Annotated in this window: 15 protein-coding genes; 11 read left to right on the top strand and 4 right to left on the bottom strand. The window is 34.8% G+C overall.

Annotated features, from left to right (window positions below):
- Positions 1 to 11: 11 nt before the first annotated feature.
- From ureG to AC3EMB_RS17745, 4 genes are read left to right on the top strand one after another with little or no spacing between them, the layout of a single operon-like run.
- Positions 12 to 629 carry an urease accessory protein UreG gene (gene ureG / locus AC3EMB_RS17760; RefSeq protein ID WP_016080654.1) on the top strand — a complete coding sequence of 206 codons (618 nt, stop codon included), beginning with the start codon at positions 12 to 14 and terminating at the stop codon, positions 627 to 629.
- Positions 626 to 1,447, top strand: a complete 822-nt coding sequence (locus tag AC3EMB_RS17755) for an urease accessory protein UreD (protein WP_048655779.1) — start codon at positions 626 to 628, stop codon at positions 1,445 to 1,447. The genes ureG and AC3EMB_RS17755 overlap by 4 nt, the downstream gene beginning before the upstream one ends.
- A 17-nt stretch (positions 1,448 to 1,464) precedes the next feature.
- Positions 1,465 to 2,097 (top strand): AmiS/UreI family transporter, encoded by a 633-nt coding sequence (locus AC3EMB_RS17750; protein ID WP_048655778.1) that lies wholly within the window; start codon positions 1,465 to 1,467, stop codon positions 2,095 to 2,097.
- Positions 2,084 to 3,070, top strand: coding sequence for a HoxN/HupN/NixA family nickel/cobalt transporter (locus AC3EMB_RS17745; RefSeq protein WP_071731640.1), 987 nt, complete (start codon positions 2,084 to 2,086; stop codon positions 3,068 to 3,070). The genes AC3EMB_RS17750 and AC3EMB_RS17745 overlap by 14 nt, the downstream gene beginning before the upstream one ends.
- Before the next feature lie 84 nt (positions 3,071 to 3,154).
- Here AC3EMB_RS17745 and AC3EMB_RS17740 read toward each other — a convergent pair whose 3' ends face one another.
- Together AC3EMB_RS17740 and AC3EMB_RS17735 are read right to left on the bottom strand one after the other, a co-directional pair.
- A complete protein-coding gene (locus AC3EMB_RS17740; protein ID WP_095690377.1) occupies positions 3,155 to 3,358 on the bottom strand; it encodes a CsbD family protein in 204 nt (67 codons plus the stop codon).
- A gap of 171 nt (positions 3,359 to 3,529) precedes the next feature.
- A complete protein-coding gene (locus AC3EMB_RS17735; RefSeq protein ID WP_327905543.1) occupies positions 3,530 to 4,336 on the bottom strand; it encodes a GNAT family N-acetyltransferase in 807 nt (268 codons plus the stop codon).
- A 152-nt stretch (positions 4,337 to 4,488) separates the two neighbouring features.
- Here AC3EMB_RS17735 and AC3EMB_RS17730 point away from each other — a divergent pair, with 152 nt between their 5' ends.
- The 6 genes from AC3EMB_RS17730 to AC3EMB_RS17705 all read left to right on the top strand — a co-directional run bounded on the left by AC3EMB_RS17730 (position 4,489) and on the right by AC3EMB_RS17705 (position 11,019).
- Positions 4,489 to 4,692, top strand: a complete 204-nt coding sequence (locus AC3EMB_RS17730) for a hypothetical protein (protein WP_000810194.1) — start codon at positions 4,489 to 4,491, stop codon at positions 4,690 to 4,692.
- 443 nt (positions 4,693 to 5,135) lie between these two features.
- Positions 5,136 to 5,924, top strand: a complete 789-nt coding sequence (locus tag AC3EMB_RS17725) for a helix-turn-helix domain-containing protein (protein ID WP_366987592.1) — start codon at positions 5,136 to 5,138, stop codon at positions 5,922 to 5,924.
- A 168-nt stretch (positions 5,925 to 6,092) separates the two neighbouring features.
- Positions 6,093 to 7,706 (top strand): long-chain fatty acid--CoA ligase, encoded by a 1,614-nt coding sequence (locus AC3EMB_RS17720; protein ID WP_423097262.1) that lies wholly within the window; start codon positions 6,093 to 6,095, stop codon positions 7,704 to 7,706.
- A 123-nt stretch (positions 7,707 to 7,829) separates the two neighbouring features.
- Entirely contained in the window at positions 7,830 to 8,405 is a 576-nt protein-coding gene (locus AC3EMB_RS17715) for a biotin transporter BioY (protein ID WP_001093334.1), read from the top strand.
- Positions 8,406 to 8,471: 66 nt separating this feature from the next.
- Positions 8,472 to 9,935, top strand: a complete 1,464-nt coding sequence (locus AC3EMB_RS17710) for an acyl-CoA synthetase (RefSeq protein ID WP_053563823.1) — start codon at positions 8,472 to 8,474, stop codon at positions 9,933 to 9,935.
- Positions 9,928 to 11,019: an acetyl-CoA C-acyltransferase gene (locus AC3EMB_RS17705; RefSeq protein WP_048655773.1), complete on the top strand. Its 1,092-nt coding sequence runs from the start codon at positions 9,928 to 9,930 to the stop codon at positions 11,017 to 11,019. Before AC3EMB_RS17710 ends, AC3EMB_RS17705 begins: the two co-directional genes overlap by 8 nt.
- An 8-nt stretch (positions 11,020 to 11,027) precedes the next feature.
- Here AC3EMB_RS17705 and AC3EMB_RS17700 read toward each other — a convergent pair whose 3' ends face one another.
- Positions 11,028 to 11,609, bottom strand: coding sequence for a DUF6434 domain-containing protein (locus AC3EMB_RS17700; RefSeq protein WP_488517204.1), 582 nt, complete (start codon positions 11,607 to 11,609; stop codon positions 11,028 to 11,030).
- A 104-nt stretch (positions 11,610 to 11,713) separates the two neighbouring features.
- Here AC3EMB_RS17700 and AC3EMB_RS17695 point away from each other — a divergent pair, with 104 nt between their 5' ends.
- Entirely contained in the window at positions 11,714 to 12,157 is a 444-nt protein-coding gene (locus AC3EMB_RS17695) for an NUDIX hydrolase (protein ID WP_488517203.1), read from the top strand.
- Positions 12,158 to 12,201: 44 nt separating this feature from the next.
- Here AC3EMB_RS17695 and AC3EMB_RS17690 read toward each other — a convergent pair whose 3' ends face one another.
- The gene (locus AC3EMB_RS17690) at positions 12,202 to 13,404 is read right to left on the bottom strand and encodes an alanyl-tRNA editing protein (RefSeq protein WP_488517202.1); all 1,203 of its coding nucleotides are present in this window, start codon (positions 13,402 to 13,404) and stop codon (positions 12,202 to 12,204) included.
- Positions 13,405 to 13,489 lie beyond the last annotated feature (85 nt).

Raw genomic sequence — 13,489 nt, 5'->3', positions numbered from 1 at the left:
GAAAAAATAAAATGATAAAGCCTATTAGAATTGGTATCGGTGGCCCAGTAGGTGCTGGGAAAACAATGTTAGTTGAAAAGTTAACAAAACATCTAAATACAGATTATGAAATTGCAGCAATTACAAACGATATTTATACGAAAGAAGATGCAAAAATTTTATTGAAAACAGGTGTTTTACCAGAAGATAGAATTATTGGTGTAGAGACAGGAGGGTGCCCGCATACAGCAATTCGAGAGGACGCCTCTATGAATTTTGAAGCAATTGAAGAACTTATGATGAGACATAATAATTTAGATATTATTTTTATTGAAAGTGGGGGTGATAATTTAGCTGCCACATTTAGTCCGGAGCTAGTGGATTTTTCAATTTATATTATTGATGTGGCACAGGGAGAAAAGATTCCGCGTAAAGGTGGACAAGGAATGATCAAATCTGATGTATTTGTGATTAATAAAACGGATTTGGCACCTTATGTAGGGGCTGATCTTGGAGTTATGGAGCAGGATACGAAAAATTACCGACATAATAAACCATACTTTTTTACAAATTTGAAGGATGAGGAAGGTTTACAAGAATTAATAAATTGGATGCGACAAAACATTATGTTAGAAGGATTGAAAAAATGAAATCCCCTACAGGTGTCTTAAATATTGATGTGATGGAAAAGAGACATAAAACCGTACCTATTAAGGTTTATCATAAAGATGCCTTAAAAGTAACGCAGCCAATATATTTGGACGAGTATGGTAGAGCATATTACTATATTATGAATTCTGGTGGAGGCTATTTAAAAGGAGATTTCTATTCTATAAATATAAATGTTGGTAAAGATGCGAAAACATATATAACAAGCCAATCGGCAACGAAAGTGTACAAGACTCCAAATAGTTATGCTTTGCAAGAATTGAATTTTTATATTGGTGAGAATGCTGTTATGGAATATCTACCAGACCCGTTAATTATGTACAAGGATGCAGCATATAAGCAAAAAACAAATATATATATGCAAAATAATTCTACATTGATTTTATGCGATTCAGTTACGCCTGGTTGGTCGCCAAATATGGAGAAGTTCACATACCAATATTTTGATTCGTTAACAAAAATATATATGGAAAATAAACTTGTAGTATACGATCATCTATTGTTAAACCCTTTCAAAGAGTCGTTAGATCAAATGGGAATATTAAATCAATATTCCCATTATGGTACTTTCATAGTTATTAATGAGAACATTACAAATGATTTAATTGCAGCATTGAAAACATCACTATCTAACACTAACAATATGAAAATTGGAATATCTTCTACACCATGTAAAGGCTTTGTCATACGCATACTTAGCCATAATACAGAGGATATCGAGTCTATATTTTTTCAGTGTCATCGTTTTGTTAGAGAGAATTGTCTACATGAAGAACTAACATCCTATCGAAAATATTAAGTAAGGGAAGGGATACTATGACTAATGTGGGATTATTGTTTGTCGGTGCAGTTCTATTTATGAATTCACTAGCAGCTTTTAAACTCATTGATAGCAAAAGTGTAGGATACTTTAATTTATTTGTAGGGGCATTACAAACTTTGACACCATTATATTTATTATTTACAGGAAGTCAATCCGATGAGTGGACTATCCTATCTAATGGAACTATTTTTTTATTTGGTTTTACTTATTTATATGTTGGTCTTACGAATATATTAAAACTTGATTCTTCAGGTGTAGGTTACTATTCTCTTTGGGTTGCTATCATTGCAACGGTTATGGGAATAGTGAATCAATTACATGAGAGTGGAAGTCTGCAAAGTACAATAATTTGGTTCTTTTGGGCATTCCTTTGGTTTTTATTTTTCCTACAAGATGGATTGAAAAAGAAGATTCATATTTATGTAGGTATTGTTTGCTTCGTTGAATCCTGGATTACTGCAACAGTACCAGCTCTGTTAACACTTACAAATCATACAGACGTGTTAAATAATTTTGTAATTATTTTAGTGACTATTATAACGATTGTAGTTTTTATTATGGCACTTTTCTTTTTCAAAAGTATTCAATTTAAAGTAGAAAGGGCTAGTAACTATGTGGAAAAGTGAACTGAAAAAGGCAACTAACTTTTTTGTTATTATTATATTTCTTCATGTGCTTGGAATTCTCTTATTATTACCAGCACTGTATAAAGGTAATAGCATAATCGGAATGGCTATTATTGCATATTCTTTAGGATTGCGTCATGCGTTTGATAGTGATCATATTGTCGCAATTGATAATACTGTTCGGAAATTAATTGAAAAAGGTAAAAACTCACAGGGGGTGGGATTTTACTTCTCATTAGGACACTCTACGGTAGTATTTGTGATGATTGTATTAATTGCTTTAATTGGAAAAACTGCAAAACATGGAATGGAGAGCTTCTCAACTATAGGCGGTATTATTGGTACAATCGTTTCTAGTACATTCCTTATCATTATCGGTCTTACCAATCTGTTGTACCTTATTAAAGTGTTACGAAGTCAAGAGGACAAACAGCCAGAAAACCTGGGATTTATATACCGTTTCACGCAGCGCTTATTTACGTTTATTGATAGTCAGAAGCAATTGTATATGATCGGTTTTTTATTTGGGCTTGGTTTTGATACAGCGAGTGAAATTGGATTAATTGCTCTTTCTACAGTAACTGCAACAAGTCAATCTATTCCACTTGTCAGTATATTTGCTTTTCCCATTTTGTTTGCTGCAGGAATGTCATTGATGGATACATTAGATAGTACATTCATGAATACGAATTATAAGTGGGCAATGGAAAATAGTCGAATAAGAAATTCATATAATGTATTAATTACCTCAATATCTGTTATAACGGCTTTTTTAATAGGGGGGTATCAACTATTATCTTTGCTTATTGAAAGCTATAATTTACAGGGACCGTTTTGGAATCTCATACAGGTAGTTAATTTTGATTATCTGGGTATATGTCTTGTTTTATTCTTTATTATTTCTCTTATTATTTTTGCTGTATGGAATAGAAATGTCTTTAAAGAACCACTTACAAAGAGTATAGAGAAATAAAAAAATATCGTATGTTATTTGGTTCATTATATATAAAGTAAAATAAAAAACACGTTAGATGAAAATGCATCTAACGTTTTTTTGTTATTTATGTTCCTTATATTCATGTACTTTTTCTTTCACATTACCGACTGTATCTTTAGCAGTGCCTTTCACCTTATCCCATTTTCCTTCAGCTTGTAACTTCTTATTGTCAGTTACTTTCCCGACAACTTCTTTTACTTCGCCCTTTACCTTATCGATGGCACCTTCTACTTTTTCTTTTAAACCGTGTTCGTGCTTAGTCATACATTTCTCCTCCTTGTAGTTTGATTAGAATTTTCTTTTCATATTGCAAGTTGAATGATGTATCTAGTAATAGCGTAACAAATCTAGTTTGAATATTCAAATGATTAATAGGATAGAAAAGGATTTGTCATAAAATGTTTAAAAATGTAACGGAAGGAGAAATAAAGTAAATTATATGTCTTTTGCGGTCCATATTGATTTTGTATAAGCAATTTTCATGTGGGCACGTTCCATGTTATTTTGACTGCCGCTACCGAACCTTGCTTGTCCAACTATTAAATTACAATTGGATTCAATAGCTGTTTCAATTCGCTTTTGAATTAATGCAGTATGACAGCCTTTACGCTGAAATTCTGGCAAAGTAGCAGAAGCAGCTAATGAAGCAATCCCATTATTTATGTACAGGACACCAATGCCTGCAGGAGTATTTTGAACTTCGGCTATGAAAAAATGCCATCCTGGTTTATCGTAAAGAATTTTGTTATTTTGGCGCACTCCATCTTTTGTAAAGGATGGCATATTAAATCCACGTACATATATGTCTGCCAAAATATGAAATTCATTTTCTTTCAGTTGGCGTACTGAAATGTTAGCAGGAAGCAGGGATGGATCTACTCTCGGTATACTATATAAAGCGGTATGGAAGCTGGATTGGTAAAATCCTTTTTGAGACAAGTATTGAAATAATTCAGCTGTCCCTTGAGCTGGTGTAATTTCAAAACGACAAGGGATTTGTAGTGATTCATAATAAGAAATGATTGCATCAATCGCATCTGCATTTGTAATACCTTTTACCGTATTAAAAGCAGGACCAGCAATTATTTTTGATGAAAAGGCAGTGGCGCTACCGAATTTTTTCATTTGCACTTGCATTGGGTTTCCGCTTATTGTTTGTAGTCTCTCTAATCTAGAAGAGAGCATATCAATTTCTGCATTTTCAATTTCTGTTGCTATATCGAGTGTCATAACAGTAGTCATAAAATTCCTCCGTTAATAAATATATTTCATAGTATATATACGATTTTTGTTTTGAGATTCCTGTTGTAATGTAGGAGAATAAGAAGTTTTTTGGAAGGGAAATGGAATTGAACTGTCGAAGGGAGTAGAAACAGATTAAAGGTGGTGCTCTCATGAAACAAAAAGCCGTGCAGACATGCTCTAATTGTGGTTCTCAAAACATAGGAGAAGGTGAGTTTGTCGGATATGCACAAATACGGAAAAAGGAAACGATGTTCACATCTTCACCGGTGGATGCTTATATTTGTACAGACTGCGGAAATATCCTTTCATTAAAAGTACGACATTATGAAAAGTTTAAGCAGAAGCCGTTATGATTATTGAGTAGTGGTTTTATTAGGGTAGTTAATAAGAGTAATATTTTACATATATATGAGTATGCCTCAGATAAAGAGATGAAAACATATACAGTACATAGTTCGTTATATGACACATAAAAATATATAGAAGAAATTGTGAGGTAGTAGGAGGAAGAAAAAACAGCTCCTCTTGGAATATTTCATATTTAAAACTCCTTTAAATGAATAAAGGAGTTTTTTGATTTTTTATAACAATAATTACCTTTAATTGTTATAATTGGTTATTGGGAGAGGGTGGTTTATTAACGCCATAATCATAGAAGAATAATAGCTAAATCGTATACAAAACCGCTATATAACACAATCGCAACCGTAAGTTGACAAAGTGCAACCGCAGGAAGATAGAGGTAAGAGCAATGTTTACATACAATTTAGTTAAGAAAACGAAGGGGGACACACATATGGGATTTGGTGAGAAGCTTTTTAAATTAAGAAAAGAAAAGGGTCTTTCTCAAGAAGCATTAGCCGAGAAATTAAACACAACAAGGCAAGCGGTTAGTAAATGGGAAAACGGTCAAGGTTTTCCTGAAACTGAAAAGTTAATAATGATTGGAAATGTATTTGAAGTATCACTTGACTATTTATTAAAAGAAACTGCTGAGCAAAGTAACGAAAAGGAAAATGGTTATTATGTAAGTAAGGAAATGGCAGAAGGGTATATAGTGTATGGACAAAAAATTTCTAAATATATTGCATTAGGATTTAGCTTGCTTATTTTATCTACAATACCGTACTTATTATTTAAAGAAAATGCAACAATGTCTACGTTTCTTGTCATTATCATTGCAGTGCTTGGGATCGGAGCAATGATGGCACCTGTAACGATAGAAGAGAGTCGATACAATGTATTGAAAAAGGAAGAACTACTATTTGATCAAAACTTTCTAAAAGAATTGACCAAAAGATATGCGATTATTAAGAAGAAGTATGCCGCAGTGGTGATTGTTGGATTTTGTTTTATTGCCGCAGGCGCAATACCGTTTTTGTTTGAGGAAAAGCATATCACTTCAGGAGAATTAGTGCAGTATTATCCGTACTGTGTTGTACTTATTGCTATCGGAGTTTATCTTTTTGTACGTGTGTTAGGAGTGTTAGAGACGTATCGGATTTTAGTAGAAAATAAGGAATACAGTAATCGTTTTATTTTTAAACTGAAAAAGAAAGTAAGGAAAAAGGTAGATAGTTTATAAAAAATAAAAAACATGTTTCGAATCAATGTATTCAAAACATGTTTTTTATCGTTCTGAATTATTTCCAAAGAAATAATTCAGAAAATACAGAAAAATGTCGTAATCATTTGTAGAAGTCTGCTATAATAAACGAAAAATGAAAACGTTTTAAAGGGGGACATAACCAATATGATGATGAATGTACCGCTAACAATTAGTTCTATGATGGAAAGAGCAGAGAAACTGTTTTCGAAGAAAGAAATTGTTTCACGGACACATGATACAGTTACAGCGTTAACGTATAAGCAGTTAGGGGAAAGAACGAGAAGACTTTCCAGTGCGTTGAAAAAGCTTGGAATTAAAGAAGGTGAACGTGTAGGAACGTTAGCATGGAACCATCATCGGCATGTGGAAGCGTATTTTGCTATTCCTGGTATTGCTTCCGTTTTACACACAATTAATATTCGTTTATCTCCTCAACATATTTCATACATTATTCAGCATGCAGAAGATCGAATTTTACTTATTGATGAAGATCTCGTACCACTCGTTGAAAATATTCAATCACAATTATCAACTGTACAAGCTTACATTATTATGACTGATAAAGATGAACTCCCAAATACTACGCTGAAGCCTGTATATCATTATGAAAAGCTATTAGAAGAAGGCGATCCAACTTTCCAATTTGTAAAAGATATTGATGAAAATACACCTGCTGGTATGTGTTATACGTCAGCGACTACAGGAAATCCAAAAGGTGTTGTATATACGCATCGTAGTACTGTACTGCATTGCATGGCACTCGGTTTAGCGGATACAGCTGCTTTATCGGAAAGTGACGCGGCGATGGCAATTGTACCGATGTTCCATGTGAATGCTTGGGGACTTCCTTTCGCTGCTACTTGGTTTGGATCAAAACAAGTTCTTCCAGGACCGATGTTTACGCCGAAAATTTTATTAGAAATGATCCAATCTGAAAAAGTGACGTTAGCTGCCGGTGTGCCGACAATTTGGCTCGGTGTATTACAAGAGTTAGAAAATAATAGTTATGATTTATCTAGTATGACGAGAATACTATGTGGTGGTGCAGCCGCACCGAAAAGTGTTATTAAAGCATTTGAACAGAAACACAATGTTCCTTTCATCCATGCATATGGTATGACCGAAACAAGCCCACTCGTAACACTTGCACGTTTAAAAAGTTATGAAACAGAATTATCGTATGAAGAGCAATTAGAAATTAGATCAAAGCAAGGGTATCTTGTCCCTGGTGTAGAGATGAAAGTAGTCGGTACAAATGGTGAAGTGAAGTGGGACGGTACGGAGATGGGAGAACTATGTTTACGAGCACCTTGGATCGCTGCAAGCTATTATAACGATGATCGTACTGTCGAAGGTTTTCGCGATGGATGGTTATATACTGGTGATGTTGTTACAGTGGATGAGGAAGGTTGCGTGAAAATTGTTGACCGTACGAAGGATGTTATTAAAAGCGGGGGAGAATGGATTTCTTCGGTCGATCTTGAAAATGCTTTAATGGCACATGATGCTATATTTGAAGCGGCTGTCGTTGCAGTTCCTCACCCTCAGTGGCAAGAGCGACCAATTGCCTGCGTTGTTCAAAAGAAAAATAGTACGGTTACAAAAGAAGAAATATATGAGTTTTTAAAACCACAGTTTGCGAAGTGGTGGTTGCCAGACGATATTGTCTTTATGGAAGAAATACCGAAAACATCTGTTGGGAAGTTTTTAAAACAGGCGCTTCGGAAAGAACTGGAGCATTTGCATAGAGAGAAATAAGTGAATTTCTATTTGTAAACTCTAATACATTAATGGTTGACAAAAGAGGAGTGGAAAGATAATATAATTTTTGTGATATGTTACCTAAAATAAATTTTAAGTTTACAAATAGGAGAAGCAAATATGAATACAAAAAACTTAGTTTTTGTCGCTTTATTTAGTTCTATTATGGGAGTGTTAGGGTTAATACCTCCGATTGCTCTTTCTATTACACCAGTTCCAATTACATTGCAATCACTCGGTGTTATGCTTGCGGGTGGGTTGTTAGGATCACGTCTAGGTGCGTTAAGTCAGCTTATTTTCTTACTTATTGTAGGAGTTGGAGCACCATTGCTTGCTGGTGGACGCGGTGGCCTTGGTGTATTTGTTGGACCAAGTGCAGGATATTTACTTGGTTACATCATTGGGGCGTTTGTTATTGGTTATTTAATTGAGCGTTTACGTGAAGTTTCTATTATAAAAGTATTATGTATTAATATAATTGGTGGTATTTTCGTAGTTTATGTATTTGGTATTACTGTACAAGCGTTCTTAATGGATGTTTCTGTATGGGAGACAATGAAAGTGAGTGCTGTGTTTTTACCAGGGGATTGTATAAAAGCAATTATTGCGGCAGTTCTCGTAACAAAATTACATCGTTCATTGAAACATATTATTACGCCCGCTTTAAAGAATGGAAAATATACAAATGCGGGATGATAAAGGGAAGAAACACGTTAATTGCGTGTTTCTTTTTATTATTATTGTAAAGAAAGGACGTCTCATATGGGGATTACAAAAGAATATAAAAAGCATGCCTCTTTACAACCAAATAAAATAGCGATAAAGGAGAATGATAGAGTTTTAACATATAAAGAGTGGTTTGAATCAGTTTGTAAAGTAGCAAGCTGGTTAAATGAAAAAAAATCGAAGAATAAAACGATAGCAATCCTATTAGAAAATCGTATAGAGTTTTTACAACTATTTTCTGGTGCCGCTATGGCCGGGTGGGTTTGTGTTCCGTTAGATATAAAGTGGAAACAAGATGAGCTCAGAGAAAGAATTGAAATTAGTAATCCGGATATGATTGTGACAGAACGATATAAGGTGAATGATCTATTGGATGAAGAAGGAAGAGTAATTGAAATTGATGAGTGGAAAAGAATGATAGAGAAATATCTTCCTACATATTCCACTGTAGAAAGTGTACAACATGCTCCTTTTTATATGGGATTTACATCAGGATCAACAGGAACAGCAAAGGCATTTTTACGTGCACAACAATCGTGGGTTCATAGTTTTGATTGTAATGTACATGACTTTTATATGAAAAGGGAGGATTCGATTTTAATAGCTGGGACGCTCGTTCATTCTCTTTTCTTATACGGGGCAATAAGTGCATTATATGTAGGACAAACGGTGTACATTATGAGAAAGTTCATTCCAAATCAAGTACTAGATAAGTTAGAAACTGAAAATATATCAGTTATGTATACAGTTCCGACAATGCTTGAATCTTTATATAAAGAAAATAGAGTAATAGAAAATAAAGTGAAAATTATTTCGTCAGGAGCGAAATGGGAAGCTGAAGCGAAAGAAAAAATAAAGAATATATTTCCTTATGCGAAAAGATATGAATTTTATGGTGCATCAGAGTTAAGTTTTGTAACAGCACTAGTCGATGCAGAAAGCGAAAGAAGGCCAAATTCAGTAGGAAAACCTTGTCATAATGTGCAAGTTCGAATATGTAATGAAGCAGGCGAAGAAGTACAAAAAGGTGAAATAGGAACTGTTTATGTGAAAAGTGATCAGTTTTTTATGGGATACATAATAGATGGGGTTTTAACACGGGAGTTGAATGCAGAAGGTTGGATGACAGTGCGAGATGTAGGCTATGAAGATGAAGAAGGCTTTATATATATTGTTGGTAGAGAGAAGAATATGATTTTATTTGGAGGAGTCAATATTTATCCAGAAGAAATAGAAAGTGTATTACATGAACACCCAGCTGTCGATGAAATAGTTGTAATTGGTGTGAAAGATAGTTACTGGGGTGAAAAGCCCGTCGCGATTGTAAAAGGAAGTGCTACGAAACAACAATTAAAGAGTTTTTGCTTACAGAGATTATCCTCTTTTAAAATACCGAAAGAATGGCATTTTGTAGATGGAATACCTTATACAAATAGTGGGAAAATCGCTCGTATGGAAGCAAAAAGTATGATTGAAAACCGGGAGAAAATATATGAATAGAGCAGTTATTGTAGAGGCGAAAAGAACACCTATTGGTAAGAAGAATGGGATGTTAAAAGAGTATGAAGTTCAGCAATTAGCAACGCCGCTTCTTACGTTTTTAAGTAAAGGGATTGAGAGGGAAATAGATGATGTCATATTAGGTAATGTTGTTGGGCCAGGAGGGAATATTGCGAGACTATCTGCTTTAGAGGCGGGACTTGGCTATCATATTCCTGGTGTAACGATTGATCGGCAATGTGGTGCTGGTTTAGAAGCAATTCGAACTGCGTGTTATCTCATTCAAGGCGGGGCAGGTAAGTGTTATATCGCCGGGGGAGTAGAGAGTACAAGTACGTCACCTTTTCAAAAAAGAGCACGATTTTCACCTGAAACAATTGGTGATCCTGACATGGGAGTAGCGGCTGAATATGTTGCAGAACGTTATAACATCACGAGAGAAATGCAAGACGAGTATGCTTGTCTTAGTTATAAGCGGACACTGCAAGCGTTAGAAAAAGGATATATACATGATGAAATATTTTCTTTTAATGGATTATTAGATGAATCTATAAAGCCAGAAATGAATTATGAACGAATGATTAAAAGAACAAAACCTGCATTTTTACAAAATGGTACAGTAACGGCGGGGAATTCATGTGGTGTAAATGATGGAGCATGTGCCGTTCTTGTAATGGAAGAGGGGCAAGCCCGAAAATTAGGATACAAGCCTGTACTTCGTTTCGTTCGTAGTGCTGTAGTGGGAGTAGATCCAAATCTTCCGGGGACTGGTCCGATATTTGCGGTGAACAAATTATTAAACGAAATGAATGTAAAAGTAGAGGACATCGATTATTTTGAAATAAATGAAGCATTCGCCTCAAAGGTTGTTGCTTGTGCAAAAGAGTTACAAATTCCGTACGAAAAAGTAAATGTAAATGGTGGAGCAATTGCGCTCGGTCATCCGTACGGTGCATCTGGTGCTATGCTTGTAACACGTTTGTTTTATCAGGCACAAAGAGAGTCTATGAAATATGGAATTGCTACATTAGGAATTGGAGGCGGGATAGGGATTGCGCTATTATTTGAGAAAGTAGAAGACTAGTGAGGTAACTAGTTGTCTACTTTTTGAGGAACATAAATATTGCTACCAGGCTTCGCTTTCATTTCGTTCCAAGCAGCAATCGCATCAGCTTTTGATTTCCCTTTGTTATTTGGATCTTCGAAAAAGTCGCGAGTGAAACGATTGTATTCAAACTGAGAGCTGATAGTTGTTTTATAAGTAGGATCTTTTTTTCGTTCGTTTTCTTCATACCAAAACGTTATTGCGTCTTCATATGTTTTTCCAACATTCTCTTTGAAAAATTTTTGAAGAGCTACTGTAAAGCGGAAGTTTGTTCCGATTTTTTCTTTGAAAAAAGCACGAACATCTTCGCTACAGCGGTGATTGTTAGTAATAATCGTTTGAAGAGAAAGGTCTTTATAGGATAGGGAAGCTTTACTCACCTTTTGAACAGAGATGTTTTTTAATATTTTACCAGTAGTTAAATAATGTGAGATACGCTCGGTTATTTCGATCTTAGAGCCACTAGCTGGCAACCCATTCTCACGACAAAATGTTTGGAGTTCTGCTTTTAACCAATAATAGTTTTCGAAATCTTCAAGTGATATAGACTTTGTTAAAGTTGGACGCATGAATGTAACAACTACTTTCTTCCATAATTTTCTTCAATTATAAAACGTATGTTCTTTTTATGGAAGGGTTAATTTGTAAATATAATGGGAAGAGGAGATTACATATGGAAAATGTAATGCAAGTTCGTGTTACGGGAATTTTAATTGAAGGTGAAAAATTATTGCTAGTAAAGCAAAAAGTTGCTAATAGGAATTGGTCTTTACCTGGAGGAAGAGTGGAGAATGGTGAAATGTTAGAAGAGGCGATGATTAGAGAAATGAGAGAAGAAACGGGATTAGAAGTTAAAATTAAGAAGCTACTCTATGTTTGTGATAAACCGGATGCCAGTCCATCTTTATTACATATTACATTTCTACTTGAAAAGCTTATAGGGGAAATTATGTTACCCTCTAATGAATTTGATCATAATCCAATTCATGATGTGCAAATGGTGCCGATTAAAGATTTAAGTCATTATGGTTTTTCGGAAACTTTTATAACTCTTATAAGTGAAGGTTTTTCAAATGCAGGGAGTTACCAAGGATTGAAACAAAATATTGGTTTGTAAGTATAGAGTAAGGATAGCTGTTAGCTATCCTTACTAAAAATGCTTTACACCGCCGACTGTAAAGAAGAAACAAGCTGATTTAAAAATTCATCTCCGCTTATAATTGCTTTCCCGCCACCGCGAGCACTCTTCTTATTTCCGCCACCTTTTCCTTCGATTGTAGGAAGAGCGTCTTTTAAAAGAGCATTCATATCGAGTGATACTGATTTTCCGCAAGCGAGAATACATTGTAGTTTGTCATCATTTTCGATGATGAAATACGTAATTGCATGCTCTTGTTGTTCTGTAATAATAGCGGAAAGCTTTGCGATTTCTTGCATAGAACGATTTGTAAATACTTTAGAAATAAGTATGTCAGCATGAATTTTTATAGGCTGTAGAAGTAGTTCATTTGCCTCTGCAAATAATAATTTTTCATTCATTGTTTGTATTGCTTTTTCGTTTTCTTTTTGAGAAGTAAGCAGTTGCGCCACTTTTGCTGGAATATCAGTTTCGCTACTGTTTAATTGTTTAGAAACATCTTTCATAATTTGTTGCTGTTGTCCCATTAATTTAAGTGTACGCCAACCAGCGATAAACGTTAAGCGTATACCACCTTTATTGCGCTCCCATCCTAGTACTTGAATAGGACCAACTTCACCAGTTCGTTTCGGATGCGTTCCACCACAGCCGTTGTAGTCAAAGTTTTCGATAATAACAACCCGTATATTTTCTGTCATAGTCGGTTCTTTACGAAGGGGCAACGTTTTCGCTTCTTCTAAGGTCATCCACTGGATGCTGATTGGACGGTTTTCAAAAACAATTTTGTTTGCAATTTGTATTGCTTTTTCAACCGTTTCTGCATGAAGATTTTCTGTTTCTAAATCAATTGTTACTGTTTCTTTACCAAGATGGAATCCAATTGTAGGCATGTTAAAATGGTCCCAAAAAGCAGCAGATAAAATGTGCTGAGCTGCATGTTGTTGCATATGATCAAAACGGCGCTCCCAATTGATTTTACCTTCTACGTCTTCTGTATGTAATTGTTCTGCAATGTAGTGACGAATTTCTCCGTTTATCTCTTCTACATTGATTACATTGATATCATTTAATGTACCAGTATCATATGGTTGTCCGCCACCTGTCGGATAAAATGCTGTTTCATTCAAAACAACGTATAAGTTACCGTCTTTATCATAATCTTGCTTTATAATTTTAGTAGTAAAGTCTTGCTTATAAGCGTCAGTGTAATATAATTTGTGCTCCAATTTTCTTTCTCCTCTCGCATTAACTAGTTTCATTGTAATGCAATTGAAATTAGTTTCCTAATATTTCAGAAGAAAGAAACTATTT

It is taken from the genome of Bacillus sp. LQ16, assembly GCF_057784645.1.
This window is presented reverse-complemented; position numbering and strand designations above follow the sequence as displayed.

Excerpts from the sequence above, each read along its gene's own strand:
- ureG (WP_016080654.1), top strand. The coding sequence starts at position 12 with ATGATAAAGCCTATTAGAATTGGTATCGGTGGCCCAGTAGGTGCTGGG.
- AC3EMB_RS17755 (WP_048655779.1), top strand. The coding sequence starts at position 626 with ATGAAATCCCCTACAGGTGTCTTAAATATTGATGTGATGGAAAAGAGA.
- AC3EMB_RS17750 (WP_048655778.1), top strand. The coding sequence starts at position 1,465 with ATGACTAATGTGGGATTATTGTTTGTCGGTGCAGTTCTATTTATGAAT.
- AC3EMB_RS17745 (WP_071731640.1), top strand. The coding sequence starts at position 2,084 with ATGTGGAAAAGTGAACTGAAAAAGGCAACTAACTTTTTTGTTATTATT.
- AC3EMB_RS17740 (WP_095690377.1), bottom strand. The coding sequence starts at position 3,358 with ATGACTAAGCACGAACACGGTTTAAAAGAAAAAGTAGAAGGTGCCATC.
- AC3EMB_RS17735 (WP_327905543.1), bottom strand. The coding sequence starts at position 4,336 with ATGACTACTGTTATGACACTCGATATAGCAACAGAAATTGAAAATGCA.
- AC3EMB_RS17730 (WP_000810194.1), top strand. The coding sequence starts at position 4,489 with ATGAAACAAAAAGCCGTGCAGACATGCTCTAATTGTGGTTCTCAAAAC.
- AC3EMB_RS17725 (WP_366987592.1), top strand. The coding sequence starts at position 5,136 with ATGGGATTTGGTGAGAAGCTTTTTAAATTAAGAAAAGAAAAGGGTCTT.
- AC3EMB_RS17720 (WP_423097262.1), top strand. The coding sequence starts at position 6,093 with ATGATGATGAATGTACCGCTAACAATTAGTTCTATGATGGAAAGAGCA.
- AC3EMB_RS17715 (WP_001093334.1), top strand. The coding sequence starts at position 7,830 with ATGAATACAAAAAACTTAGTTTTTGTCGCTTTATTTAGTTCTATTATG.
- AC3EMB_RS17710 (WP_053563823.1), top strand. The coding sequence starts at position 8,472 with ATGGGGATTACAAAAGAATATAAAAAGCATGCCTCTTTACAACCAAAT.
- AC3EMB_RS17705 (WP_048655773.1), top strand. The coding sequence starts at position 9,928 with ATGAATAGAGCAGTTATTGTAGAGGCGAAAAGAACACCTATTGGTAAG.
- AC3EMB_RS17700 (WP_488517204.1), bottom strand. The coding sequence starts at position 11,609 with ATGCGTCCAACTTTAACAAAGTCTATATCACTTGAAGATTTCGAAAAC.
- AC3EMB_RS17695 (WP_488517203.1), top strand. The coding sequence starts at position 11,714 with ATGGAAAATGTAATGCAAGTTCGTGTTACGGGAATTTTAATTGAAGGT.